Origin of the sequence: Pseudoalteromonas sp. FUC4, assembly GCF_008370255.1 — a bacterium.
Lineage (GTDB): Bacteria > Pseudomonadota > Gammaproteobacteria > Enterobacterales > Alteromonadaceae > Pseudoalteromonas.
Window position 1 is genome coordinate 46,837 of sequence record NZ_SEUI01000010.1, and the last position, 25,113, is coordinate 71,949.

Annotated in this window: 20 protein-coding genes and 8 tRNA genes; 22 read left to right on the forward strand and 6 right to left on the reverse strand. The window is 39.2% G+C overall.

Annotated elements, in window-relative coordinates; genetic code table 11:
* Window positions 1–4: 4 nt before the first annotated feature.
* Window positions 5–1,399: a DEAD/DEAH box helicase gene (locus EU510_RS19255; RefSeq protein WP_149594774.1), complete on the forward strand. Its 1,395-nt coding sequence runs from the start codon at window positions 5–7 to the stop codon at window positions 1,397–1,399.
* Window positions 1,400–1,536: 137 nt separating this feature from the next.
* Here the strand turns inward: EU510_RS19255 and EU510_RS19260 are convergent, their stop codons facing one another.
* Both EU510_RS19260 and EU510_RS19265 read right to left on the reverse strand, forming a co-directional pair.
* Complete coding sequence (locus EU510_RS19260) at window positions 1,537–2,280, reverse strand: DUF3307 domain-containing protein (RefSeq protein WP_149594775.1); 744 nt, start codon at window positions 2,278–2,280, stop codon at window positions 1,537–1,539.
* Window positions 2,280–2,903 (reverse strand): hypothetical protein, encoded by a 624-nt coding sequence (locus EU510_RS19265; RefSeq protein ID WP_149594776.1) that lies wholly within the window; start codon window positions 2,901–2,903, stop codon window positions 2,280–2,282. The genes EU510_RS19260 and EU510_RS19265 overlap by 1 nt, the downstream gene beginning before the upstream one ends.
* Before the next feature lie 137 nt (window positions 2,904–3,040).
* Between EU510_RS19265 and EU510_RS19270 the strand changes: the two genes are divergently transcribed.
* The 8 genes from EU510_RS19270 (at window position 3,041) to EU510_RS19305 (ending at window position 10,542) form a co-directional block, all read left to right on the forward strand.
* Complete coding sequence (locus EU510_RS19270) at window positions 3,041–3,544, forward strand: NYN domain-containing protein (protein ID WP_149594777.1); 504 nt, start codon at window positions 3,041–3,043, stop codon at window positions 3,542–3,544.
* A 174-nt stretch (window positions 3,545–3,718) separates the two neighbouring features.
* The gene (gene nudC, locus EU510_RS19275; protein ID WP_138490003.1) at window positions 3,719–4,639 is read left to right on the forward strand and encodes an NAD(+) diphosphatase; all 921 of its coding nucleotides are present in this window, start codon (window positions 3,719–3,721) and stop codon (window positions 4,637–4,639) included.
* Between the two features lie 9 nt (window positions 4,640–4,648).
* Window positions 4,649–5,830: a cystathionine beta-lyase gene (locus EU510_RS19280; protein ID WP_149594778.1), complete on the forward strand. Its 1,182-nt coding sequence runs from the start codon at window positions 4,649–4,651 to the stop codon at window positions 5,828–5,830.
* Between the two features lie 143 nt (window positions 5,831–5,973).
* On the forward strand, window positions 5,974–6,801 hold the full coding sequence (locus tag EU510_RS19285) for an ABC transporter permease (RefSeq protein ID WP_149594779.1): 828 nt from the start codon (window positions 5,974–5,976) through the stop codon (window positions 6,799–6,801).
* Window positions 6,798–7,706, forward strand: a complete 909-nt coding sequence (locus tag EU510_RS19290) for an ABC transporter ATP-binding protein (RefSeq protein WP_149594780.1) — start codon at window positions 6,798–6,800, stop codon at window positions 7,704–7,706. The genes EU510_RS19285 and EU510_RS19290 overlap by 4 nt, the downstream gene beginning before the upstream one ends.
* Entirely contained in the window at window positions 7,706–8,080 is a 375-nt protein-coding gene (locus EU510_RS19295; RefSeq protein WP_007377979.1) for a PH domain-containing protein, read from the forward strand. Before EU510_RS19290 ends, EU510_RS19295 begins: the two co-directional genes overlap by 1 nt.
* 199 nt (window positions 8,081–8,279) lie before the next feature.
* Window positions 8,280–9,074 carry a putative porin gene (locus tag EU510_RS19300; protein ID WP_002962833.1) on the forward strand — a complete coding sequence of 265 codons (795 nt, stop codon included), beginning with the start codon at window positions 8,280–8,282 and terminating at the stop codon, window positions 9,072–9,074.
* A gap of 664 nt (window positions 9,075–9,738) precedes the next feature.
* Window positions 9,739–10,542, forward strand: coding sequence for a putative porin (locus tag EU510_RS19305; RefSeq protein WP_149594781.1), 804 nt, complete (start codon window positions 9,739–9,741; stop codon window positions 10,540–10,542).
* A gap of 67 nt (window positions 10,543–10,609) precedes the next feature.
* Here EU510_RS19305 and EU510_RS19310 read toward each other — a convergent pair whose 3' ends face one another.
* Window positions 10,610–12,457, reverse strand: coding sequence for a M2 family metallopeptidase (locus EU510_RS19310; RefSeq protein ID WP_149594782.1), 1,848 nt, complete (start codon window positions 12,455–12,457; stop codon window positions 10,610–10,612).
* 167 nt (window positions 12,458–12,624) lie between these two features.
* On the opposite strand from EU510_RS19310, the gene EU510_RS19315 reads away from it, so the two are divergent.
* Entirely contained in the window at window positions 12,625–14,901 is a 2,277-nt protein-coding gene (locus EU510_RS19315) for an acyl-CoA dehydrogenase (protein ID WP_149594783.1), read from the forward strand.
* A gap of 77 nt (window positions 14,902–14,978) precedes the next feature.
* Here the strand turns inward: EU510_RS19315 and EU510_RS19320 are convergent, their stop codons facing one another.
* Complete coding sequence (locus EU510_RS19320) at window positions 14,979–15,413, reverse strand: hypothetical protein (RefSeq protein WP_149594784.1); 435 nt, start codon at window positions 15,411–15,413, stop codon at window positions 14,979–14,981.
* Between the two features lie 142 nt (window positions 15,414–15,555).
* On the reverse strand, window positions 15,556–16,524 hold the full coding sequence (cysK, locus tag EU510_RS19325) for a cysteine synthase A (protein ID WP_149594785.1): 969 nt from the start codon (window positions 16,522–16,524) through the stop codon (window positions 15,556–15,558).
* Between the two features lie 362 nt (window positions 16,525–16,886).
* Here cysK and EU510_RS19330 point away from each other — a divergent pair, with 362 nt between their 5' ends.
* From EU510_RS19330 to EU510_RS19385, 12 genes are all read left to right on the forward strand, one after another.
* Window positions 16,887–18,038: a dicarboxylate/amino acid:cation symporter gene (locus tag EU510_RS19330; RefSeq protein ID WP_149594786.1), complete on the forward strand. Its 1,152-nt coding sequence runs from the start codon at window positions 16,887–16,889 to the stop codon at window positions 18,036–18,038.
* A gap of 108 nt (window positions 18,039–18,146) precedes the next feature.
* Window positions 18,147–18,797 carry a UvrY/SirA/GacA family response regulator transcription factor gene (gene uvrY, locus EU510_RS19335; RefSeq protein WP_149594787.1) on the forward strand — a complete coding sequence of 217 codons (651 nt, stop codon included), beginning with the start codon at window positions 18,147–18,149 and terminating at the stop codon, window positions 18,795–18,797.
* A gap of 10 nt (window positions 18,798–18,807) precedes the next feature.
* Window positions 18,808–20,631 carry an excinuclease ABC subunit UvrC gene (gene uvrC, locus EU510_RS19340; RefSeq protein ID WP_149594788.1) on the forward strand — a complete coding sequence of 608 codons (1,824 nt, stop codon included), beginning with the start codon at window positions 18,808–18,810 and terminating at the stop codon, window positions 20,629–20,631.
* Between the two features lie 42 nt (window positions 20,632–20,673).
* Window positions 20,674–21,219, forward strand: coding sequence for a CDP-diacylglycerol--glycerol-3-phosphate 3-phosphatidyltransferase (pgsA, locus tag EU510_RS19345; RefSeq protein WP_032827134.1), 546 nt, complete (start codon window positions 20,674–20,676; stop codon window positions 21,217–21,219).
* A 212-nt stretch (window positions 21,220–21,431) separates the two neighbouring features.
* Window positions 21,432–21,507 (forward strand) — tRNA-Gly (locus EU510_RS19350).
* Window positions 21,508–21,538: 31 nt separating this feature from the next.
* A tRNA-Cys gene (locus tag EU510_RS19355) sits at window positions 21,539–21,612 on the forward strand.
* Window positions 21,613–21,649: 37 nt separating this feature from the next.
* Window positions 21,650–21,736 (forward strand) — tRNA-Leu (locus EU510_RS19360).
* A 65-nt stretch (window positions 21,737–21,801) separates the two neighbouring features.
* Window positions 21,802–21,877: transfer RNA gene (locus EU510_RS19365), tRNA-Gly, on the forward strand.
* A gap of 39 nt (window positions 21,878–21,916) precedes the next feature.
* A tRNA-Leu gene (locus EU510_RS19370) sits at window positions 21,917–22,003 on the forward strand.
* Between the two features lie 49 nt (window positions 22,004–22,052).
* Window positions 22,053–22,128, forward strand: a tRNA-Gly gene (locus EU510_RS19375).
* A gap of 19 nt (window positions 22,129–22,147) precedes the next feature.
* A tRNA-Cys gene (locus tag EU510_RS19380) sits at window positions 22,148–22,221 on the forward strand.
* Window positions 22,222–22,259: 38 nt separating this feature from the next.
* Window positions 22,260–22,346: transfer RNA gene (locus tag EU510_RS19385), tRNA-Leu, on the forward strand.
* A gap of 907 nt (window positions 22,347–23,253) precedes the next feature.
* On the opposite strand, the gene EU510_RS19390 is transcribed toward EU510_RS19385, so the two are convergent.
* Window positions 23,254–24,669: an alanine/glycine:cation symporter family protein gene (locus tag EU510_RS19390; RefSeq protein ID WP_149594789.1), complete on the reverse strand. Its 1,416-nt coding sequence runs from the start codon at window positions 24,667–24,669 to the stop codon at window positions 23,254–23,256.
* Between the last annotated feature and the right edge of the window lie 444 nt (window positions 24,670–25,113).

The following is a 25,113-nucleotide window of genomic DNA, read 5'->3' on the forward strand; positions in this document are numbered from 1 at the left end:
TTATATGAGTTTTGAAGGTTTAGGTTTATCACAGTCTTTGGTTAATGCGGTTTTAGAAAAGGGCTATGAAACGCCAACGCCGATTCAGGCTCAAGCAATTCCTGCAATTATTGAACGCCGTGATGTTATGGCAGCAGCGCAAACAGGTACAGGTAAAACAGCGGGTTTTACGTTACCACTTATTGAGCGCTTGTCGTCGGGCCCTAAAGCTAAAAGTAACCACGTACGTGCACTTATTTTAACGCCTACGCGTGAACTTGCTTTGCAAGTAAGCGAAAACGTTGAAGAGTACGCTAAGCATTCGGATGTGAGCTCATTTGTAGTTTACGGTGGCGTTAAAATTAACCCACAAATGCAGCGTCTTCGTAAAGGTGTTGATATTTTAGTAGCAACGCCGGGTCGTTTAATCGACTTACATAATCAAAATGCAGTTAAATTTGATAGTGTTGAAGTGCTTGTACTCGATGAAGCTGACCGCATGTTAGACATGGGCTTTATTCACGACATTAAACGCTTAATTGCTAAAATGCCTGCTAAACGTCAAAACTTGATGTTTTCGGCTACATTTTCTGACGAAATTCGAGCATTAGCAAAAGGGTTAATTAATGACCCTGTTGAAATTTCAGTTGCTGCAAAAAATACTACAGCTAAAAGTGTTACTCAGTGCGTTTACGCGGTAGATAAAACACGTAAAACAGCATTGCTAAGCCATTTGATTCGCACTAACGATTGGCAACAAGTGTTAGTGTTTAGCCGTACAAAGCACGGTGCTAACCGTTTGGTTAAGCAACTAGAGCGTGATGATATTACAGGCGCTGCTATTCATGGTAATAAGTCACAAGGTGCTCGCGTTAAAGCACTTGATGGTTTTAAAAGTGGTGAAGTACGCGTATTGGTAGCAACAGACATTGTTGCACGTGGTTTAGACATTGTTGAATTACCGCATGTTGTTAACTACGATTTGCCAAATGTATATGAAGATTACGTTCACCGAATTGGTCGTACAGGCCGTGCTGGTGCGTCGGGTCATGCGATTTCATTTGTAACGGTTGATGATGCTGTTGATTTATACGGTATTGAACGCTTTATTGGTGAGCTTATCCCACGTGCTGAAGAAGATGGTTTTGAGCCTATAAATCCAGTAGCAGAGCGCGCATTAGATGCTCGTCCGTTACCGGCTAAAAAGCCTAAGAAAAAGCAGCCTTTTAATAAGCCTAAATCTGATAGCAGTAAGCCTAACAGCAAAAAGCCAAATAATGGTGGTAATGGTACCGGCCCACGCCGTGGTGGTTCTAAAAAGCCAGCTGCTAAAACAGGTGATAACGCGCAAAACCCATGGGCAAAGCGTGAATCTGTCGGCGGTAATGGCCAACGCCGTCGTCGCACAAATAACGATTAATCATCATTAATGATTGTATTGACGTTTGATTAATTTAGAACTTGGTTAAAGGTTGATACAAAAAACGCGCTCCCTTCTTTTTAATTGATAGAAGTAGCGCGTTTTTTATTGTCTGTAATTTGTACTTACTGTATTGCCTACCTGATTAAATAGTTAATACCCAAGCCTACAAATAAAGTCACACTTACGCTAAGTAATGTGCCGAGCATAACGTACTCGGTAAGTTTTTTATCTTTACTAGCACTTAAATCGCCAAACCTAAATACCGACTTTGCAGCAAGTAAAAAACCAAGCCCTGCGAATTGGTCAAGCAATATAAAGCTCAGCATAAGTACGCGCTCAAGCATACCTATGCTTTGCCCTGCAAGCACTAAGCTACCAGTACTTGAAAAGTTACTTGTTAAACGCTCTAACATCATTCTTATAAATACGGCGCTGGGACTTAAAATAATTAAATAACCGCATACCACCCACAGTATTTTGGGATCAGTGAGCATATTATTAATTGCAGCCATAAAGCTACTGTTATCAGTTAGCCAAATACTGAGCGCAATAATAACGAGTATGTGCGCTATTTGATCTAGTAAAAAAGGCACCACGCCTTTATTAGAATACGATTTTGCTATATCAATAAAGTAATGGCTCAACATAATGCTTGCTGTGGCAATTAAAACACTGCTTAGTTGCTGCCACCCAAAGGTGTATTCCCATACGGTAATAATGAGTGCACTTGTTACACCATGCACGAGTACATGAAAATAAAGCTTACTGGCTTTAAAGTGACGGGTGTTTCGCTCGTTTACCCAACTCATAGGTTGCCAGTAAAAATCAGCGAGTAAGTGGCCAATAATAAGCGCGACCAGTAAAAGTGAAAATTCCATTATTCACCTCCTTTAATTATATTTTTTATAACGTGTTGTGAGTGCTTAATAAAGCGTTCTATAAGTTGGTAGTGCGCTAAATTTAGTAGTTTGGTTACGTTTTCGCGACTTGTTTTAAGCTCTTTAGCCAGTGCCGCGTGGCTGTTGTCTGATGATGTTAAATAGACATACAGGGCATTTGCTTGTTTTTGTGTGATTTTAGTGAGCAATACGTCGGCAAAGGCTAAATTAAGGTTTAAGCTTTCATCGAGCTGCTGCTCGTTAATATTAAAAACAAAGCGTTGATTACCTATTTTATCAAGGCCTTGCCCTGAAAGGGTAAAAGCAGAACCGGTTGCCGTTTTTATATCGCTGCGTGGGTTATCTATTTGCCCAAGTGCCAAGCTTTGCCGTAGCTCATAACCTGACGATTTAAGGTGTAAATATACAAGTATGGCATTTTTAAAAAGGAGCTCAGGATTATTAACTTGTAACTGAAAGGCATCGCCTCGGTATATATTCCAAAGGGTTTGCTCACCCGAAATATTTCGCAAACTTTGCTCTAGTTGATAAAGCATGGCATCGTATTGCTGCTTAGGGATTGTTTGCGATTTAATAATATCGCCGCTGATCACACCAATCATAAAAATCTCAAAATGGTTACTTTTTAATATGTAACCAATATTAGTTACATAGGGGTATGTAACTAATTTAGGTTACTTAAATATAAATTGCAAGGTACACTTATTTTAATTGCTATTAATCCTCATTAGGACACTAAATGACTTTACAAAACGAGCAGCAAAGCACAAAACCACGGGTCGGTATTTTTGTCGATGTACAAAATATTTATTACACGTGCCGTGAGAGTTACGGGAAAAATTTTGACTACAATGCGTTTTGGCGAATGATGGAGACGCAATACAATATTGAGTGTGCTTTTGCGTATGCTATTTATCGAGGAGATGAAAAGCAAAATCAGTTTCAAAATATTTTGCGTGCGATTGGTTTTGAGGTAAAGCTAAAGCCCTTTATTCAACGTCGTGACGGAAGTGCAAAAGGTGACTGGGATGTAGGCATAACAATAGACATGTTAGAGCAGGGTAAAAATCTTGATAAGGTTATTTTGCTCTCTGGCGATGGTGACTTTGCTTTGTTACTTGGGCATTTAAAAAATCAATATAATGTACCGTGCGATGTATACGGTGCTGACCGGTTAACTGCTGAGGTATTAAAACAAAGCGCAGAGCAATTTCATTTAATTGATAATACTTTGCTACTTTAACAGTAAAAAATAGTTAAAAAAGTGCAAGCTAAGTGCCTGCAACATGAGAGATTTTAATACAAAGCCGTAATAGATGAATTAAGCCTTATATAAGCTTTTTTTATTACTGTAATCAATTGGGTTTGCTAAATGATTATGGTAATTTTAAAGCATAACGAGTTACCAAGGACTTACATGCTTCATTACAGCAACATGCCACTAGACAGAGGCTCAAATTTTCGTAAAGACCCATCGTGGCTTAAAGCGCAAATGTCGGCGCAAAGTAAATGGGTTTTAGTTAAAAATAATCAAACCCTATTTATTAAAGATACCCCTAAAGTAAGCTATTTAACGTATCAACAAGTGGCGCATTTAGATTTAACGAGTGCTATTTTTGTCGGTTTAAACAATGCTAAACATGGTGTGTTTGCATTGGATGTTTCTGATCTGGATGAAAGCGTACTTTCGCCTTTAATAGAAGGCGCTCAGTTTTTTGATATTCGCCAATATGGGCCTCAAGTAACCATTAAATATGCCTCAATAGCCGCCCTTGCGAGAGGGTTATGTTATTGGCATGCTACGCATCGCTTTTGTGGGCGCTGTGGTAGTAAAAACCGTTCAGTGGAAGCCGGGCACTCTAGAGTGTGTGAAAACGAAAACTGTAAGCATCCTACATTCCCTCGTACCGATCCTGCGGTAATTATGGTTGTTACTAAAGTCTTTGCCGACGGAGTAGAACGCTGTTTATTAGGTCGCCAAGCTGCGTGGCCCACTGGTATGTATTCGTCGCTTGCTGGATTTGTAGACCCAGGGGAGACACTAGAACAAGCTGTTGCGCGTGAAGTTAAAGAAGAGGCAGGCATAGAGGTTGATAACGTACGTTATGTTGCATCTCAGCCTTGGCCGTTCCCATCGTCCATTATGCTTGGTTTTTTTGCAGAGGCGACATCTGAACAAATCAACGTAGATAAAGAAGAGCTAGACGATGCAAAATGGTTTAGTCGTGAAGACTTAGAGCAATTTGGTAATTGGCACGAAGAAGGCGAGCATTTAAAGCTGCCTAGAACCGATTCTATCTCTCGTTATTTAATTGAGCATTGGCGCACAAACCCTTAAGGATTAACAATGTCGAGTAAAAGTAATAAAAACACTCAGCTAGTATCATCAGGGCGAAAAAAAGCCTATACACATGGCGTAGTAAATCCCGTTGTACAGCGTGCATCTACCATTGTATTTGATACTGTAGCCGATTTAAAAGAAGCAGCTAAAACCCGTGGCGATAAAACGTTATTTTATGGGCGCCGAGGAACAACAACACACTTTGCGCTACAAGAAGCGATTACAGAACTTGAAGGCGGCGAAGGGTGTGCATTGTACCCTTGTGGCGCTGCGGCGATCAGCCAAGTATTTTTATCGTTTTTAAAAACCGGTGATCATATTTTAATGGTTGATAACGTGTACGAACCAACTCGCGACTTTTGCGATAAAATTTTAGCGGGACTAGGCATCACAACAACCTATTACCCGCCAACCATTGGCGCAGGTATTAAAGATTACATTCAGCCAAATACTAAAGTGTTGTTTTTAGAATCCCCAGGTTCTATTACGATGGAAGTGCAAGATGTGCCTGCTATGGTAAAAGTAGCCAATGAGCACAATGTAATGACCATGCTTGATAATACCTACGGAAACGGCTTGCATTATCGCCCGTTAGAGCACGGTGTTGATATTAGTATTCAAGCTGCAACTAAGTATATTGTTGGCCATTCAGACGTGATGATGGGGGTGGCTGTTGCTAATAAAAAGTATTGGCCAACCTTGCGCGAAAATTCATACTTACTAGGGCAATGTACCAGTGCCGATGATGCGTATTTAGCACTTAGAGGCCTGCGTACAATGGGTGTGCGTTTAAATCAACATGAAAAAGCAGCAATAGAAGTAGCTAAATGGCTTGAGCAACATGAGCTTGTTGATCATATTCGACACCCAGCATTTGAAAGCTGCCCAGGGCATGAATTTTTTAAACGTGACTTTGATGGCAGTAATGGGTTGTTTTCATTTGTCATGAAAACCGGTAATCAAAAAGCGATTGATGCATTTTTAGATAGCCTTGAGCATATTAAAATGGGCTTTTCGTGGGGAGGTTTTGAAAGTTTAGTAACCGCTAATTTAACTATGAAAGGGCTGCGTTCAAATACAGGTTGGGATTTAGGCCCGGTTATTCGCCTGCACATAGGCCTTGAAGATGTTGAAGATTTAATTAGCGATTTAAGCCAAGCACTTGAGGTTTATAAGCAGCATTTATAATTTATATCGCAATTTATGCTATTACATTTAAATGTATTGTTACAAAGCTCACCACAGGTGAGCTTTTTTTTGCTGGTAATTCAAGATGTTTACACTTAGTGTGGATAAATACACAGAAAATAAAAAGTCATTAAGGATAGTCAATGGCAACACCATTACCGATAAACGTAGGGCGATTAACGCAAATAACGGGATTTGAGCTTGTACGTATGTTTTTAACTAAACGTGGACTTATTGCATTAGCTGCCTTTGCATTGGTGTGGCTAATAATACTGCGCTACCCAATAGGGCAGGCAGTAGGCATTGTAAGTGCGCCCGATTTTGAGCAAATAGCCCGTGATATATCAGGTTCTATTGGTTTAAGTAAATTATTGGATTGGCCTGAGGCCGAATTTGCTATGTACTGGTTAATAGCCCTGTATAGCTTTCCCGTTTTTGGCTTATTTATTTGTAGCGACCAAACGGTAGGCGATAGAGAGCGCGGCACACTAAGGTTTTTATCACTGCGCTCCACTCGCTTTGAAATACTGTTTGGCCGTTTTTTAGGGCAGCTAGGAGTATTAGCCTGCTTAGTGGGCATTACTCTTGTGGCTACACTCGCGGTACTAGGGTTTAGAGATCCAAGTTTACTGGCTGGTGGTTTTGCCCGTGCGCTTTCTATATTTTTAATACTAGTGATTACTCTGTGCCCATTTGTAGCACTTATGACGTTAATTAATACCTTTGCCCGCTCATCGCGTTTATCTATTGTATTGGCAATCTTATACTTTGCAGCAGGCGGTATTGTAGTTGGTATATTGCAATGGCAAATACCCGCATTAGGCCTGCTTGATTATTTATTTCCGGGTGTGCAAATAGAGTTATTAGCCGGGCAAAATTTACCATTATTGAGCGCTGTGGCTATTCCCCTTGTGCAAACTGCGGTGTTACTAAGCGTTGCTCAACGTATTTTTGCAAGGAGCTCACTATGAGACCATTAATTACAGCCAGCGGTTTGAGTAAATCGTATGGTGCAAAACTTGCGCTTAATAATGTGGACTTTGAAATTAACAAAGGCGCGCCAGTGGCACTTGTTGGGCCAAATGGTGCGGGTAAAACTACCTTATTTAGTTTGTTGTGCGGCTATATAGCGCCAAGTAAAGGCAGCCTTGAAATATTAGGGTATAAGCCAGGGAGCGCTGCTTTATTTAATAAGGTAAGTGCATTACCGCAAGACGCACAACTTGACCCTCGTTTTAATATAGATAAGCAACTCGCTTTTTATGCAAAGCTACAAGGTATGGGGGCAAAGCAAAGCCAAACTGAGGCGCTACGTGTACTTGATTTGGTTGGCTTAAAAGAAATTGCAAAGCAGCGTGCAGGGGACTTATCGCACGGTATGCGCAAGCGCGTTACGATAGCGCAAGCACTTATTGGCGCGCCACAAATTGTAATGCTTGATGAAGCAACCGCAGGGCTTGATCCGATTCATGCCAGAGAAGTACGTGAGCTTGTATCTGAATTAAGTGAGCAGGCTACATTTATTTTAAGCTCTCACGATTTAACAGAGCTTGAGCGACTATGCTCACAGGTACTTCATTTAGATAAAGGCGTACTAAGCGAGCATCAAACAAAAACAAATAATACCGATAAACACTTTTATACATTAATGCTAAGCGAGGCTTATCAAAATGTTGAGCAACAGCTTCAAGCAATTGCAGGTGTGAGCCGGGTGTATATGAGCCAACATAAAGAATATGTAATTGAGTATCAGCCAACGAGCGATCCACTTGATATTGCACTACTGAATTTTTGTCATCAACAACACTGGCAGTACAGGCAATTAGTTAATGGTCACACATTAGAGAATCAAATATTTAAACAGGAGAAAGTATAATGGGTTTACTTAGCGGACTTATGGGTAATGCAAGCGAAGTTGACGATTCTGATTTAGAGAAAATCCTCGCCAATACATTAATTGACGGCGAGCAAGTAGAAAAAGCATATAAAGTAGTACGTGATATGTTTATTTTTACTAATAAGCGCTTAATTTTAATTGATAAGCAAGGTATGACAGGCTCTAAAATGGAAATGGTGAGTATTGCTTACTCTAAAATCACCAAGTTTAGTAAAGAAAGTGCAGGCCATTTTGACTTAGATGCCGAGCTAAAAATATGGGTTGGCTCAGATCCAACACCAATTAGTAAAGAGTTTAAGTCTGGTGATAATATTAACGATGTTTACCGAATTATTAGCCAACACGCGCTTTAATACGGTACATGTTTTAAGTGGTTGTTGACTAGATGTTGCAACTACTTTAATTTTACAGTTTACAACACTTCCTTACAATTAACTTAATAAATACAACTGGTTAGTTAAGTTTTCATTCAGTTTCCTAACGTTAGCATGTGCCTCGACTTTAGCAATACAGCTAGAGCATAAAAAGCAATGTACATAGGGAAGTCTTACAATGAAAAAATTAGCAGTTATTATTTCGAGCATTTTATTATCTAGCACTGCGGCTGCTGCAGACAGCTATAATTCAATTAGTAACCTAAGCTACAAAAATAGCGATAACAACGACACCGTTGCTGTCGATTCTATTTACTACTTATCTCCTAAAAAAACGTTAGGTCCGTACGATCAGTTTGAATACATCAATAAGCAAACTAACGTATATGGTGGCTACGCTGATGACGACTTTGGCGATTTAACATCGGTTGGTGGTGAATACTTCATTAATGAATTTGTTGTTGGCGCATCTTACGAAAACCTAGACCCAGATTCAGGTTCTAACAGTGAGCTTTATAAACTGACGGGTGGTTACTTTTTCAACCCTGATTTACTTGCAAAAGTAACACTAGTTGAAAACAAAGACGGCGACGATTACGCATTATTTGATTTAGCTTATAACTACATGCTAAACAGCACAGATTACGTAGGTGTTACACTTACATCAGACGACGATTTTGATTACCGTGCAGTAGCTGCTAAATACTTTATTGATTTACAGCAAGGTAACTACCTAACTTTTGAAGGTAAATACGAAAGCATTGATGACGCAGAAAACCAATGGGTAGCAGAAACTAACTATTACTTCTCAAAAGCAACATCTGTATTTGCTAACTACAACAAGCAAGACACTTACAGCTTTGGTGCTCAACACTTTATTAATAAAAATATTGGTGTAAAGGTGGGTTACGAAAACAACGCTGATGATTCTGATAACGATGCGTACTTTGCTAACATGCGTTTTCAGTTTTAATTAAGTCCCGTACTTAGTTAATACAAAAGTAATATCAAAAGCCCGCTAAATTTAGCGGGCTTTGTTGTTTATAAACGTTTGAGTTTTTAACTGTAAATTATTACCAGTCGCAATTACGGCCTTTATTTTGCTCATCTAAATAACCCTTTTAAGTTATAAATAGAGTCGCCATGAATGGCTAAATTGTTACTAAAGCCATTAAGTGCAGTCGATAATAATAGCTATAAAATAGTAAGTATTGGAGTTGTTTTTGCTAGTAAACAATGGTTATTGGAAAAAAACAGATAAAAATATGCACTGATACAAACCTATTTTTCATTATAAATACAGAAATAGTGAATTAAATATAGTCATTATTTTGAGAAATTAGAAAAATTTAGTGAGGGGAGGTTATATTGATGAGGTTTATCGAATAATTAAGTTGTGCTCAATTTGGCGGCAACTTGTACCTTATTTGTTACTTTTAAAGTTTAAATGATGACAGACTATTGTTACGCAGATTTTGTTGATACTTATTATTTACATTCACTTGTAATTATTTACATTTTAAGTGGTTTTAATCTGACCTCTCATTCAGTTTTTGTTCATTTTTTTGGCGTTAGGATGCGCCCCGACTTTGGCTAGACAGCTGAGGCATAAAAGTAATATTTATAGGGAATTTAAAATGAAAAAATTAGCCGTTATCATTTCGAGCATTTTATTATCAAGCGCTGCAACCACTGCAATAGCCGCAGATACTTACCAATCAATCAGCCATGTAGGATACGTGGATGTAGATGGTGATGACACACTAAGTGTTGACTCAACTTATTATTTTTCTCCAAAAGCGACGTTAGGTCCTTACGATCAATTTGAGTACATCAATAAGCAAACAAATGTTTATGGTGCATACAGTGATAATGATTTTGCAGATGTTACTAGCATTGGCGGTGAGTATTTTGTAGAAGATTTTGTATTAGGTGCACAGTACAATAATCTCGATAGTGATTTTGGCTCAAGCACGGATGTAATTGAACTTTCTGCAGGTTACTTCTTTAATCCAAACCTTTTATTAAAAGCAACGTTTGTTGATGTAGAAGATGCTGAGAATCAGTTTGTGTTTGACCTAGCATATAACCACGAATTAAATAGCACTGATTATATCGGTTTCACAGTAACAGCAGATGATGAGTTTGATTACCGTGCAGTAGCAGCTAAGTACTTTGCTGATTTACAGCAAGGTAACTACTTGACTGTTGAAGGTAAATTTGAAGATGTTGATGGTGGTTCAAGTAACTGGGAATTAGCATCTAACTACTATTTCAGCAAAGCAACATCGGTTTTTGTTACAGTTAATAAAAATGATGATTACACTCTTGGTGCTCAACACTTCTTCAACAACAATGTTGGTTTAGAAGCAGGTTACGGCAATAACTGGGATGATTCTGATTATGATGCTTACTTTGCAAATGTAAGCTTACAGTTCTAATTTAACTAAAAATTAGAATATGAACAAAAAGCCCGCTCAAATGAGCGGGCTTTTTGTTCAGCGCTATTTACCAGCCGCAGTTGCGGCCTTCGTTTTGTTTATCTAAATATGTTTGTAATGGTGCAAAGTAATCGAGCATTGCTGTTGCATCCATTTGCGGCTTACCTGTCACAGTTTCAAGCGCCTCTTGCCAAGGGCGAGACGAACCCATTTCAAGCATAGCGTTTAGCTTATCCCCTGCTTCTTTTGAATTATAAATAGAGCAGCGATGAATGGCTTTATCGTTACCGGCAATTTCACATAAGCTACGATGAAATTCAAATTGTAAAATATGCGCTAAAAAGTAACGTGTATAAGGCGTGTTACCCGGAACATGGTACTTAGCACCCGGATCAAAATCACTTTCGCTACGTGCGATAGGCGCTTGCACTCCTTGGTATTTTTCACGTAGTTCCCACCATGCTTTATTGTAATTTTCTGGTGCTACTTGACCTGAAAATACCTGCCAGCGCCACTGATCAACCATTAAGCTAAACGGTACAAAGGCAACTTTATCAAGTGCCATTTTCATCAACAAACCGATATCTTTAGATTCATCAGGTACTTGTTCAAGTAAGCCGATTTGTTTTAAGTAACCCGGTGTAACCGATAAGGCAATGGTGTCTCCAATGGCTTCATGAAAACCATCGTTTGCACTTTCTTGATAAAATAAAGGTTGTTTATTATAAGCGCGTTGATAAAAGTTATGACCTAATTCATGGTGAATAACTGAAAACTCTTCGCCTGTGCGCTGAATACACATTTTAATGCGTAAATCGTCTTTACTATCGATATTCCATGCTGATGCATGACACTGCACATCTCTGTCTTTTGGTTTTACAAACAATGAACGCTCGTAAAATGTCTCTGGTAGTGCGTCAAAACCCATTGAGGTAAAAAAGTTTTCTGCCCCTTTGACCATTTTAAGTTCGTCGTAATTATTTTGAGCTAATAACTCGGTTACGTCGTAACCCGGATCGGCGTTATCTGGTGCAACTACATCGTAAATATTACCCCATGCTTGCGCCCACATATTACCAAGTAAGTGCGCTGGAATAGGTTGATCTTGCGGTACTTTGTCGGTGCCGTACTTTTCACCTAACTTTGCGCGAACATGGCAATGTAGCGAGTTATAAAGTGGTTTGACTTGGCCCCAAATACGGTCAAGCTCGGTGGTAAAGTCATCAGCAGGCATATCGTATTTACTGCGCCACATAGCGCCCGTATCGGCATAACCAAGCTCCTTTGCACCTTCGTTGGTCAGTACTACTTGTTGCTCGTAAAGTGAGCGCATTGGTTTTGATATTTGACGCCAACCTTGCCATAAATCAAGTAGTTCGTTGTAATCTCGGCTGGTGGCCATTTTTGAGGTCATGTCGCCAAGGCTTAAACAGCTGCCATCTTCTTTACAGTATTTACCTTTACCATATAGCCCGCCAAGCTCTGCGACAATTTGTGAAAGTTGCGCTGTTTTATCAGCGTCTTGTGGGGCAGGAAGTGTAAGTGCTAGTTTTAGTTTATCAAGCTTACGGCGAGCATCGTAATCAAGCTCTAGTTCGTCGTATTTTGCAGCTTCATTTGCTAAACGCACGACTGTTTCGGTCATTTTACGGTTAACTTCAGCCGATAGAGCAGATGTATCGTGAGTAATAAAGTTTGCGTAAATCCACTCTGCACGGCTCGATTCTAAATAAAGTGCACTTAGTTCTTTTTCTGTGTTTGTTATAAATGTATTTGCATCTTTAGCTGTTACAGCTTTTTTAGTGTGTTTTGAATCGGTAGTGTCGATAGATACTTGCGCATCGCAGGCCGTTAAAGCAAGAGTACTTGCTACCATTAAGGCGCTCATACTTAGTTTAAATCGAAAGGGGGTCATGCTATTCCTTTAATTTATTGTTATTAAAACGTTGATAATAGCAGTGATATTTAAAACAATAAAATGAATGCGTTAAGGCTCACGACTCGTCGTGCAATGATTGTATTTAAATTAAGATGGGTCATAATTAAGTTACTATTTTCATTCAATGTGTAAGGAATGTGCGCATGTTAATATTTATAATATTGCTGGTCGTGGTGGTGGTTATTTTTGCGGTTAAAGATATTCGCCTAAACTTGATTAGTCGTCCTACGTTTAAAATGTTCAAAAAGGTGCTTCCGCCATTATCGCAAACAGAGCGAGAGGCGATGGAAGCAGGTGATGTTTGGTGGGATGGTGAGTTATTTAGTGGTAACCCAGACTGGCAAAAACTGCACCGCTTTCCTAAACCAGAGCTTAGCGATAAAGAAAACGCATTTATGGCTAACCAAGTAGAAACCTTATTGGCGATGCTTGATGATTATCAAATTGTACAAAAAGACAAAGACTTACCAAAAGAAGTGTGGGATTACCTAAAAACAGAAGGTTTTTTTGCGCTGATCATTCCTGAAAAATTTGGCGGTCGTGAGTTCTCCGCAATTGCTAATTCAACGATAGTGTCAAAAATTTCGACTAAAAGCTTAACAGCCGCAGTCACTGTTATGGTGCCTAATAGCTTAGGTCCGGGCGAGTTACTTCTTCACTATGGTACTAAAGAGCAGCAAGATCGTTGGCTGCCAAGTTTAGCTAATGGTACAGATGTTCCTTGTTTTGCATTAACGGGCCCAGAGGCGGGCTCTGATGCTGGCAGCATTCCGGATTCTGGTGTGGTGTGTATGGGTGAGCACAATGGCGAGCAAGTAATGGGCCTGCGTTTAAATTGGTCAAAGCGTTACATTACACTTGCACCAGTGGCTACTGTACTCGGCTTAGCATTTAAAATGTATGACCCTGATGCTTTATTAAGTGATAAGAAAGAGCTAGGCATTACATGTGCTCTAATACCAACCGATCATCCGGGTGTTGAAACGGGTGAGCGTCATTATCCGCTTAACATGGCCTTCATGAATGGCACAACTTACGGTAAAGATGTATTTATACCACTGAATTGGATCATTGGTGGACAAGAGTGTGCAGGGCGTGGCTGGAGAATGCTTGTTGAGTGTTTAAGTGCAGGGCGTGGTATATCACTACCAGCGTTAAGTGCAGCAACTGGGCATTTAGCTTCAAAAATGACATCGGCATATGCCATGGTACGCCAGCAGTTTGGTGTATCAATTGGGCAATTTGAAGGCGTGCAGGAGGCACTTGCACGTATTGGTGGTTTAACTTACACACTTGAGTCGTGCAGATTAATGACCGCAGGTGCGATTGATTTAAAATTAAGCCCATCGGTTGTAACAGCGATTGCTAAATACCATATGACAGAAATGGGTCGTACGGTAATGAATGATGCAATGGATATTCATTCAGGTAAAGGAATTCAAGTAGGGCCTAATAACTATTTGGCGCATGGCTACATGGGGATTCCAGTATCAATTACGGTAGAAGGGGCGAATATTCTAACGCGTAATTTAATGATATTTGGCCAAGGCGCAACGCGCTGCCACCCATTTGTTTTAAAAGAAATGGAAGCCGCTGCAATGGAAGATGACGACGCAGCACTTGAACAATTTGATGGTTTATTAATGAACCATATATTATTTGCAGCAAGTAATGCAGGCATGGCATTTGTGCATGGCTTAACACGTAGCTACTTTGCTAAAGCGCCTGTAGGTGGTGAAACGGCTATTTATTATAAGCAACTGAGCCGAATGAGCCGAGGCTTAGCTATTTGCACAGACGTGGCTATGTTAATGCTTGGCGGTGAGCTTAAACGTAAAGAAATGATATCAGCGCGTTTGGGTGATGTATTAAGTCATTTGTACTTAGCATCAACTGTTTTAAAACGTTATGAAGATGAAGGGCGCCAACAAGCTGATTTACCATTTGTGAAATATGCAATTGAGAACTCATTATTTGAAATAGGCCAAGCGTTTAATGGTTTCTTTAAAAACTTTTCAAATCCGGTTGTTAATTTTATCCTTAAACGTATCGTGTTCCCGCTTGGAAACCATTACCACAGACCAAGTGATGAAATAGCACAAAGTATTTGCGAGCGTATGACTCAACCTGGTGTATTTAGAAACCGTTTAACGCATTTATGTTATGTAGATGAAAATGCAGGTACAGGGGTCATGGAAAGCGCATTTTTAGCTATGCATGATATGCAAGCGCAGTTTAAAGACTTAAAACAATGGCAGCGTAAGGGCAGTGTGCCTGCAACGCTTGATATTGAAGGTGCTATAAATTATGCGCTTGAAAATAAATTATTAGAGCAAACTGATGCAGATGCAATGCATCATGCTAATAAGCTACGTAAGAAAGCCATTGCAGTTGATAACTTTCAACCTGGTGAGCTTTAGTTAATGTTAGCTACTGCTAACATTAAAAAGGCCTTACATATGTAAGGCCTTTTTATTTAAGTTTAGATTTATTTTATCTAACGAGCGTAAGGGTCTGCAATTATTTTATCTATGTACCATTTGCCCTTTTTGCGAAGCATTTTAACACTTCGAAAATCATCAATTTTATCGCCATTTAAGTAACCGGTAAAAATAAGATTTATTTTAGTCTTATCACCGTATTGTTCACGTACGCTCATATTGGTCATATCAACTTCAATGGTTACTTCATCGTACTGCATATTTACTAAGTTGCGTGAAAATTGTTTAGCCGTCCCGTATGACTTCATTATGCGGGTAAGATTTGGTGTTGCCATAGTGCTGGCTTTTTGAAGGTCTTGTTGATTATAAAGTGCATCAAAGTAAGCGGTGGCAGTATCTCCAGGGTTATCGCCAAGTGTTTTTAGGTCATCTCCACAGCCTGCTAAAAACAGTAAAATGACAAAACTTAATAAACTCGTAATTTTTTTCATGTTAATTATTATTAATTAATTTTTTAAAGTGTGTGGTTTATCAATGAAGATGTAAAGGTATGGCGGGTAATAAATAGATAATTGAAGAATAAATAATAAAAAAGGATGCCTAAAGCATCCTTTTAAAACGTAATAAAATTCATTATTGTACTAGTTCTTGCTCACTAAATTCTTCATCAAACATTGGGCTTGATAAGTAACGTTCAGTGGCACTAGGTAGGATAACAACAATGTTTTTATCAGCATTTTCAGGCTTTTCAGCAATTCGCTTAGCGGCAACAACCGCTGCACCAGATGAAATACCGACTAAAATACCTTCTTTTTTCATTAACTGATGCGCCATTGCAATTGCATCTTCGTTAGATACAAGCTCAGCTGCATCAATTAAATCCATATCTAGGTTACCAGGAATGAAGCCTGCACCAATACCTTGGATTTTATGAGGACCTGGTTTAATTTCTTCACCAGCAAGCGTTTGGCTAATAACTGGAGAGTTAGTTGGCTCTACAGCGATAGATTTAACGTTTAAACCTTTTTCTGTTTTAAGGTAACGACTAACACCTGTAATAGTACCACCAGTGCCAACACCCGCTACAAAAAAGTCTACTTTGCCGTCAAGCGCATGGTAAATTTCTGGGCCTGTTGTTTCAAAGTGAATTTTAGGATTTGCAGGATTTTCAAATTGTTGTAATAAAATATACTTATCAGGTGCGGTTGCTTGAATTTCTTTTGCTTTTTCAATTGCGCCATTCATACCTTTAGCACCGTCGGTAAGTACTAGGTTTGCACCTAGTGCTTTTAATAGCTTGCGACGTTCTAGGCTCATAGTATTAGGCATAGTAAGCGTTAACTTGTAACCACGTGCAGCTGCAACAAATGCAAGTGCAATACCCGTGTTACCTGATGTTGGTTCAATAAGTTCTTTACCTTCAACAAGCTGACCTGATTTTTCAGCTTCCCAAATCATTGATGCACCAATACGGCATTTGATACTAAAGCTTGGATTACGAGATTCAACTTTAGCGTATACATTCCCACCCGTAACACGGTTAAGTTTTACTAGCGGTGTATTACCAATAGTTAGTGAGTTATCTTCAAAAATAGTAGACATAATGTTCCTTTGGATACAATCTGATCAACGTGCTAATAGCCTTTGCTACTAACTATACATACACTTTACTGTGAGTTTAAAAAAACTAAAGTAAAGTTTGGCTATAACATATATCTATTGGGCTTATAACCTGGTGAAATAAAAATCAATTATTTACAGTGCTTTAGTTATTAAAGATGCGGGCTAAATTCAAAAATTAAAGAGCAAGAATTCAGCTAAATTATAAAACATGCAAAAGAGAGGTTAAATTGAGCCACTTTTGTGTGTTATTTGTGCATATAAATGTAACTTGAATAGTTTTATCACACAATGTGCCTAAAACATGATAAAAACACGTATCTATATTCAATTAAGCAATCAAAATGAAGTTAATCTTAAAATTAATTGCCGGTATTGTGGCCGGTATTTTGGTCGGACTCTACGTACCTATCACTGGTGTTGAACTTTTATTCACAGTAAAAGAGCTAATTGGTCAAATTATCTCATTTACCATTCCTCTTATTATTTTATTTTTTATTGCATCAGGTATTGCTGGCCTTCCAAAAGGGTCTGGGCATTTACTTGGTAAAACAGTTGGCTTTGCTTACAGCTCTACCATTATTGCCGGTACACTTGCATTTTTATTAGTGAGTGCCGTAATTCCATTTTTAAGCGGTGGTATTACGTTTGAAGCTGAAGTAGCAACCGAAATTGGTAGTTTTATTGATTTAGAAATCCCGCCACTTATGGGCGTTATGACCGCATTAGTCACTGCTTTTGTGTTTGGGATAGGCATGAGCCAGTTAGAGCTTGATACGCTTAAAAAGGTGTCTGATCAGGGCCGTGATGTAGTTGATAGTTTACTTTCGAAAGTAATTATTCCTGCTTTACCATTTTACATTGCTGGTGTATTTGCTGAAATGACAGTGGCAGGCACTGTGGTAGATACACTGCAAACATTTGGCGTAGTACTGATTGCAGCGCTTGTTATGCACTGGTTATGGTTAAGCGTTTTATATATAGCGACAGGTATACTATTAAAACGTAATCCAATCGAATTAGTTAAAAATATGCTACCAGCTTACTTTACAGCGTTAGGTACTATGTCAAGTGCAGCAACGATTCCAGTATCGCTTCAATCAAGTAAGTCGAATGGCGTAAAAGAAGACGTAGCTAACTTTACTGTACCACTTTGCGCGACTATTCACTTATCAGGTTCTACTATAACAATAGTAACCTGTGCAATGGCTGTTATGTTTTTATCGCCAAGCATGGAAGTCCCTTCATTAATAGGTATGCTGCCGTTTATTATGATGTTAGGTGTAGTAATGATTGCAGCTCCTGGTGCGCCAGGTGGCGCGGTTATGTCGGCACTTGGGCTATTAACAAGTATGCTTGGGTTTAACGAAGGCGCGGTTGCATTAATGATTGCACTTTATTTAGCACAAGATAGCTTTGGTACTGCATGTAATGTAACAGGTGATGGTATCATTGCATTATGGGTTGATCGATTTAGCGAAAAATCGTCATCTTAAATTATTAGAGCGGGGCAATAATATTAGTTATTGTTTCGCTTTATGTATGTTACTGTGGCAAATTAATTTAATTAAATTGCATGTTGTAAGGTAAGTGAGGATGTTCCATTGATTAATGTACTTTTAGTTGATGACCATGAACTTGTACGAACAGGTATCAAGCGTATTCTTGATGACGTACGAGGGTTTAAAGTAGTAGGTGAAGCTAAAGATGGCGAGCAGGCGGTACAATTTTGTCGTCAGCATTCACCTAACATAGTACTTATGGATATGAACATGCCAGGAATGGGCGGATTAGAGGCGACTAAAAAGATTTGTCGTTACTGCCCAGATGTAAAAATTATTGTGCTTACCGTTAATTGCGAAGACCCGTTTCCAAGCAAAGTAATGCAAATTGGTGCACACGGCTTTTTAACTAAAGGTGCAGGCTCTGATGAAATGGTACGCGCTATTCGCTGCGTTCATGCGGGGCAGCGTTACATTGCACCAGAAATTGCACAGCAAATAGCGCTTGCGCAAGTGACAGGCCGTACAGACGAAAATCCTTTTCAGAGTTTATCTGAACGAGAGCTGCAAATTATGCTTATGATCACCAAAGGTGAAAAAGCACAAGATATAGCAGAGCGTTTAAATTTAAGTTCTAAAACAGTAAATAGCTATCGCTACCGTATGTTTGAAAAGTTAAATGTAGGTGGTGATGTTGAGCTTACCCATTTAGCTATTCGTCATAAAATGATTGATATAGATATTTCGTACTAACCTATAATTTATGTCTGAATTTGATCACGTACATTTTCTTAAAACACTATCAAGCGAGCCCGGTGTATACCGAATGCTTGATAGTGACAGCCAAGTTATTTATGTTGGTAAAGCTAAGCACTTAAAAAAACGTGTAAGTAGTTACTTTAGAAGTAATATTACCGATAGCAAAACACGTGTATTAGTAAATAATATTTGTGATATTGAAGTCACGCTTACCAATACCGAAACCGAAGCACTGCTGCTTGAAAATAACCTAATAAAAAAATACCAGCCTCGCTATAACATATTATTGCGCGACGATAAGTCGTATCCTTATATTTTACTGACTAATCATAAGCATCCTCGTTTAGCGTTTCATCGTGGAAGTCGTAAAATTAAAGGTGAGTACTTTGGGCCTTTCCCAAGTGCTGGTGCGGTATCTGAAAGTTTGCGCCTAATGCAAAAAATATTTCCTGTTCGCCAATGTGAAGATGCTTATTACCGCGCAAGAAGTCGCCCGTGTTTGCAATATCAACTTAAGCGTTGCTCAGCTCCGTGTGTAAATAAAGTCACGGATGATGATTACAGCGAGCAAGTTGATTATGTCCGTAAGTTTTTAACGGGTAAATCTCACGAAGTTATTGCTGATTTAATAAAAAAAATGGAAGCAGCCAGCCTACAATTAAATTTTGAACTGGCGGCAAAAGTTCGCGACCAAATAATGCTACTGCGTAAAATGCAGGAGCAACAGTCTATATCAGGTAATTTTGCTGAAATGGACGTAGTTGGTTTTGCTCATTTAAATGGTTTAAATGGTATTCATTTATTAATGATCCGCGATCATAAGGTGCTTGGAAGCAAAACGTACTTCCCTAAAGTCCCTAAAGACTCGAGTGAACAAGAAATATTGACCTCATTTTTAGGTCAGTATTATTTAGCGCCAGGAGCAACAGGGCGTATTGCAAAAGAAATTATACTACCGTTTGAGATAGAAGAGAGCGAAGCATTAGGTGAGGCACTCACACAAGTAAGTGAACGTAAAGTAACATTTAAAGTAGTTACTCGTGGTGAACGCGCTCAATACTTACAATTAGCGAATAAAAATGCTTTAAACAGTATTGCAGTTAAGCAAAGTACTCAAGACTCTATTAATAAACGTTATGCACAATTAAAAGCAACACTGCGACTTGACGATATAACCCGAATGGAGTGTTTTGATATAAGTCACACCATGGGGGAGAACACCGTTGCAAGTTGTGTTGTATTTGATTCTCAAGGGCCAAATACAAAAGAGTACAGACGCTATAATGTGACGGGTATAACGGGTGGTGATGATTATGCTGCCATGGAATTTGCACTTAACAAACGCTACAACAAGTTAGTAGACGAAGACAAAATCCCTGACGTTATCTTTATTGATGGTGGTAAAGGGCAGTTAGGGCGCGCTGAGCAGTACTTTTCTAACTGGCCACATACAAAAATGCCTTTGTTAGTAGGTGTTGCTAAAGGTACTAGTCGTAAGCCTGGCCTTGAAACACTATTAATTGACGGTGGTCGAAAAACCATTCCTATGGATTCAGATGCACCTGCGCTACATTTAATACAGCATATACGGGATGAATCTCATCGTTTTGCAATTGCAGGGCATCGTAATAAACGCCAGAAGCAACGTACGCAATCACTACTAGAAGAAATAAATGGAGTCGGTTCTAAGCGTCGGCAAACATTATTAAAATATTTAGGGGGCATGCAGGGAGTAAAAGCTGCTAATATAGAACAGTTAAAGAAAGTTCCTGGGATCAGCCCTGACATGGCTGAGAAGATATTTAACCATTTGCATGACAAGGGCTAGCCCTACATGCGAATATAGCAAAAAAGACATATCCAAGTAGTTATGTGGAATATTCCAAACACACTCACAACATTTAGACTTTTTCTTATCCCCGTTTTTTTGGTGATATTTTATTTGCCTTATAGCTGGGCTTTTTTTGCTGCCGCCTTTATTTTTTGGCTTGCATCAATCACCGATATACTAGACGGTTACTTAGCAAGAAAGCTTGAGCAATCAACCCCTTTTGGTGCTTTTTTAGATCCTGTTGCTGATAAAGTAATGGTATGTGCCGCACTTGTAGCGTTATCTGATCAGTACCAGTCAATGTACATGACAATACCAGCTCTTATTATAATAAGCCGTGAAATTATCATATCTGCACTTCGTGAATGGATGGCAGAGCAGGGTAAGCGTGGTAATGTCGCTGTATCAAACATGGGTAAAATTAAGACAGCTGCACAAATGTTAGCCATTATTGGTTTGATTTGGCAATATGATACGTGGATGAACTATTTAAGTTTTGGATTGCTGTACATTGCGACCTTTTTAACCTTGAGTTCTATGATGCAATATTTACGTGCAGCATGGGGTGAATTGACTAAAAATTGACTCTAAATGTATAATAACGCACCGTTTTAGATAAAAAACAAGCAAACAGTTCAAAACTAGCATTTTTTGTATTGACGCGTTTAATAATCTCTGTAGAATGCGTCCGTGTTGAGAGGGCATAGCCCCCGAGATAAACGAAACGGTAATTAATTAGTTACCTGAATTTTCACATAAATCATCATGTGCTAATTCAAATAACTGATAAATAAAATGCGGTACTAGCTCAGTTGGTAGAGCGCGACCTTGCCAAGGTCGAGGTCACGAGTTCGAGCCTCGTGTACCGCTCCAAGTTTATCTTAAGGTTAATACCCCGTACTGGGGCGGAATGGCAGAGTGGCCATGCACCGGATTGCAAATCCGTCTACCTCGGTTCGACTCCGGGTTCCGCCTCCATTTCAACACTCCACACGCTTTAATTAGCAAACTCGATGCCCGAGTGGTGGAATTGGTAGACACAAGGGATTTAAAATCCCTCGACTAACAAGTCGTGCCGGTTCAAGTCCGGCCTCGGGCACCACTTTGTGGTTTAATTACATTACCAAGTGTAATTTATAAAAATAGTTAATTTAGAATTAATATGATGCGGTACTAGCTCAGTTGGTAGAGCGCGACCTTGCCAAGGTCGAGGTCACGAGTTCGAGCCTCGTGTACCGCTCCATATTAGTTTTATCCACTTGCTTTAAATAGCAAACTCGATGCCCGAGTGGTGGAATTGGTAGACACAAGGGATTTAAAATCCCTCGACTAACAAGTCGTGCCGGTTCAAGTCCGGCCTCGGGCACCACTTTAAGTTATTTAACCAAGATAATTTAAAGTTGATAAAATAGTATTTTGCGGTACTAGCTCAGTTGGTAGAGCGCGACCTTGCCAAGGTCGAGGTCACGAGTTCGAGCCTCGTGTACCGCTCCAAATTATTTGGAAACATTTAGGCGGAATGGCAGAGTGGCCATGCACCGGATTGCAAATCCGTTTACCCCGGTTCGACTCCGGGTTCCGCCTCCATATAATTTACTCCACACGCTTTAACTAGCAAACTCGATGCCCGAGTGGTGGAATTGGTAGACACAAGGGATTTAAAATCCCTCGACTAACAAGTCGTGCCGGTTCAAGTCCGGCCTCGGGCACCATCTATATATTAAGCGCTCTGCTTAAAAAACATCTAATAAATCCTTCTAGTATCTATAAAACATTCGGTAAAACCCTTATTTCTCATTTCTATGATTTCTATTATCTTGATATGCACTATTTTATGCATGTTTACCCAATAATAGCGTTGTGTGATAGTTCAGTATGAGTTTGTATATCTATCGTATTAAAGATATATGAGTAGGCATAATGTAATATTTCCAAACCCAATCCTATAACGTCTCAAATAGACCAGCCATGCAACCCTTAACGACATACAATGCTTAATGCTAATAGAATACACTTTGAACTGAACTAAGCGCCATAGACTTATGATACCAACCAGTAAAGTAGGCCATTAGCTTTAAAAAATTTAAAACAATGAAGTAATTTACACCTCGAGAGCAAATAATCTTGAAGGCAAAGTTCAAACACTCATGTGCTGGTAGCATAAAATAATACCAATCCACTTATATATGGGGTCTATTTAAGCTTAAGAAAATTACGCTAGATCTATGCAAAAATTTTTATCTAGCTGTTCTCGGCAATTGCTCCCTGCATTGCTCTACCTCCTGCATCCATGCAGTCGTAAATAAAAAATTTTTAACGACGTTATAGGCAATTTAATTCGTTAAATTGCTCAGAGAATTATGCAGGTTGGTATAGTTGTCGAATTGGTTGGTGCAACATGCTCATTGGAAGCTAAAAATCGCGGGTAATAGTAAGTCTAGAGTTATGGGCATTAAGCATCTGTTTTTGTAGGTTGTCTTGTCTAGGCTGATAATCAGATAATGTCTATACAGTTCTTATCGTCCGTAACAGCTTTTAGTTATAAATGATCGAGTGTTATGTGTCAGGACTTTTTATTTTTAGAACTAAAAAAGCGAGCCGTAGCTCGCTGTTTATTGTTTATTTCCAGGCCTCGGGATCGACCTCTTTAGCAAGTTTTGGATGTTTACTCTTATCAAAGGTAGGTATTAGGCCTTTCTTGCGTTGCTCGTTATAATCTTTCGATAACCATACAACAATGCCTGAAAGCATAAATAACGCTACAACGTTTACAATAGCCATTAAGCCCATTGATATATCGGCTAGCGTCCAAATTAAACCAAGCTCACCAACCGCGCCAAACATCACCATACCCAAAACAACAAGCCTAAAGATAAACATCCCTTTATTAGAGTTGTGCTCTAAAAACATTAAATTTGTTTCAGCGTAAGAGTAATTAGCCACAATAGAAGTAAAAGCAAAAAACAATATAGCAATGGCAATAAAGTAAGTACCCCAGTCGCCAACATGTTCTTGTAATGCTGCCTGTGTAAGTTCAATACCCATAACACCAGATTCAGGTACTAATTGCTGCGATAACAGAATAAGAGAAGCAGTCGCTGTACAAATAACAATAGTATCAATAAATACACCTAGCATTTGCACATAACCTTGTGATGCTGGGTGAGGAGGGTAAGGCGTTGCAGTTGCAGCGGCATTAGCTGCGCTACCCATACCAGCTTCGTTTGAAAACAAACCACGCTTTATACCTTGGATCATAGCTTGCGTAACACCATAACCAATTGCACCTGCACCAGCTTGTTCAATACCAAAAGCACTTTTTACTATAAGGAAAATTACATCAGGTAATACAGTGAAGTTAATAGCGCATACGTAAAGGGCAACTAATAAGTAAGCTAATGCCATAAACGGCACAACCATTTCGGCAAAACGAGAAATCGTTTTCAATCCACCAAAAATAATAATACCAGAGCCAATAACCAAGCAAATACCTACTATATACTTAGGCACATCAAACGCGACTTCAAATGCTGCAGCAATAGAGTTTGACTGTACGGCGTTAAATACTAAACCAAAGGCTAAAATTAAGCATAACGAGAATAAAGTCCCCATCCAACGTTTGCCTAAACCATTTTGCATATAATAAGCAGGGCCACCTCTAAAATTACCATCTGCATCTTTTGTTTTATAAGCCTGAGCCAAAGTACTCTCGGCAAAACTTGTAGCCATACCTATTAATGCAATAAGCCACATCCAGAAAATAGCACCTGGCCCACCTAGGTATAAGGCAACAGCAACACCCGCCATATTACCAGTACCGACACGAGCTGCTAATGAAGTACAAAAAGCCTGAAAGGATGAAATTTCATTATCGGCACATTTACGAGAGCCAAACATAACTTTGAACATATGTGGAAATTGCACAAACTGAATAAAGCCTAGTCGAAAAGTAAAGAAGAGGCCCGCTGCTATTAATAAGTAGACGAGAACTTGGCCCCATAGAAGGGCACTTATACTATTTATTATGTCTGTCATGGATACTGCCTAAATACATGAGTTAAAAAAAGTGACCGCAACTTATCACATCAGGATAAAAGTGTTTAGTTTTAAAGTTCAAAAACAGGGTTATCAACAGGGTTTTGTGGGTAACTTGTGCTTATCGTGTGCGCTTGCTTGGGGCTTAATTTTAATTACTATTTTATGCAAATAACGCTTGCGTAAAATTCGCCGCTCCCTATAATGCGACCCCACTGAGACGGGAAACGCCAACGCATAGCGAGGCACGGACTACTCAGAGAGTTAAATAAAACTTCGGTTTTAAATCTTCCAAAAGAAAGTTTAAAACAAAGTATTGACTCGAAAAATAAAGGGTGTATTATTCGCATCCCTTGAGACGCTAAAGCGACTCAAAACGTTCTTTAACAATATAAAGCAATCATCTGTGTGGGCACTCGTACAGATTGAGTTCTAACAGCCAAC

What these genes read in the sequence shown, in the direction of transcription:
- EU510_RS19255 (WP_149594774.1), top strand. Translation starts at nt 5, where the DNA reads ATGAGTTTTGAAGGTTTAGGTTTATCACAGTCTTTGGTTAATGCGGTT.
- EU510_RS19260 (WP_149594775.1), bottom strand. Translation starts at nt 2,280, where the DNA reads ATGGAATTTTCACTTTTACTGGTCGCGCTTATTATTGGCCACTTACTC.
- EU510_RS19265 (WP_149594776.1), bottom strand. Translation starts at nt 2,903, where the DNA reads ATGATTGGTGTGATCAGCGGCGATATTATTAAATCGCAAACAATCCCT.
- EU510_RS19270 (WP_149594777.1), top strand. Translation starts at nt 3,041, where the DNA reads ATGACTTTACAAAACGAGCAGCAAAGCACAAAACCACGGGTCGGTATT.
- nudC (WP_138490003.1), top strand. Translation starts at nt 3,719, where the DNA reads ATGCTTCATTACAGCAACATGCCACTAGACAGAGGCTCAAATTTTCGT.
- EU510_RS19280 (WP_149594778.1), top strand. Translation starts at nt 4,649, where the DNA reads ATGTCGAGTAAAAGTAATAAAAACACTCAGCTAGTATCATCAGGGCGA.
- EU510_RS19285 (WP_149594779.1), top strand. Translation starts at nt 5,974, where the DNA reads ATGGCAACACCATTACCGATAAACGTAGGGCGATTAACGCAAATAACG.
- EU510_RS19290 (WP_149594780.1), top strand. Translation starts at nt 6,798, where the DNA reads ATGAGACCATTAATTACAGCCAGCGGTTTGAGTAAATCGTATGGTGCA.
- EU510_RS19295 (WP_007377979.1), top strand. Translation starts at nt 7,706, where the DNA reads ATGGGTTTACTTAGCGGACTTATGGGTAATGCAAGCGAAGTTGACGAT.
- EU510_RS19300 (WP_002962833.1), top strand. Translation starts at nt 8,280, where the DNA reads ATGAAAAAATTAGCAGTTATTATTTCGAGCATTTTATTATCTAGCACT.
- EU510_RS19305 (WP_149594781.1), top strand. Translation starts at nt 9,739, where the DNA reads ATGAAAAAATTAGCCGTTATCATTTCGAGCATTTTATTATCAAGCGCT.
- EU510_RS19310 (WP_149594782.1), bottom strand. Translation starts at nt 12,457, where the DNA reads ATGACCCCCTTTCGATTTAAACTAAGTATGAGCGCCTTAATGGTAGCA.
- EU510_RS19315 (WP_149594783.1), top strand. Translation starts at nt 12,625, where the DNA reads ATGTTAATATTTATAATATTGCTGGTCGTGGTGGTGGTTATTTTTGCG.
- EU510_RS19320 (WP_149594784.1), bottom strand. Translation starts at nt 15,413, where the DNA reads ATGAAAAAAATTACGAGTTTATTAAGTTTTGTCATTTTACTGTTTTTA.
- cysK (WP_149594785.1), bottom strand. Translation starts at nt 16,524, where the DNA reads ATGTCTACTATTTTTGAAGATAACTCACTAACTATTGGTAATACACCG.
- EU510_RS19330 (WP_149594786.1), top strand. Translation starts at nt 16,887, where the DNA reads ATGAAGTTAATCTTAAAATTAATTGCCGGTATTGTGGCCGGTATTTTG.
- uvrC (WP_149594788.1), top strand. Translation starts at nt 18,808, where the DNA reads ATGTCTGAATTTGATCACGTACATTTTCTTAAAACACTATCAAGCGAG.
- pgsA (WP_032827134.1), top strand. Translation starts at nt 20,674, where the DNA reads ATGTGGAATATTCCAAACACACTCACAACATTTAGACTTTTTCTTATC.
- EU510_RS19390 (WP_149594789.1), bottom strand. Translation starts at nt 24,669, where the DNA reads ATGACAGACATAATAAATAGTATAAGTGCCCTTCTATGGGGCCAAGTT.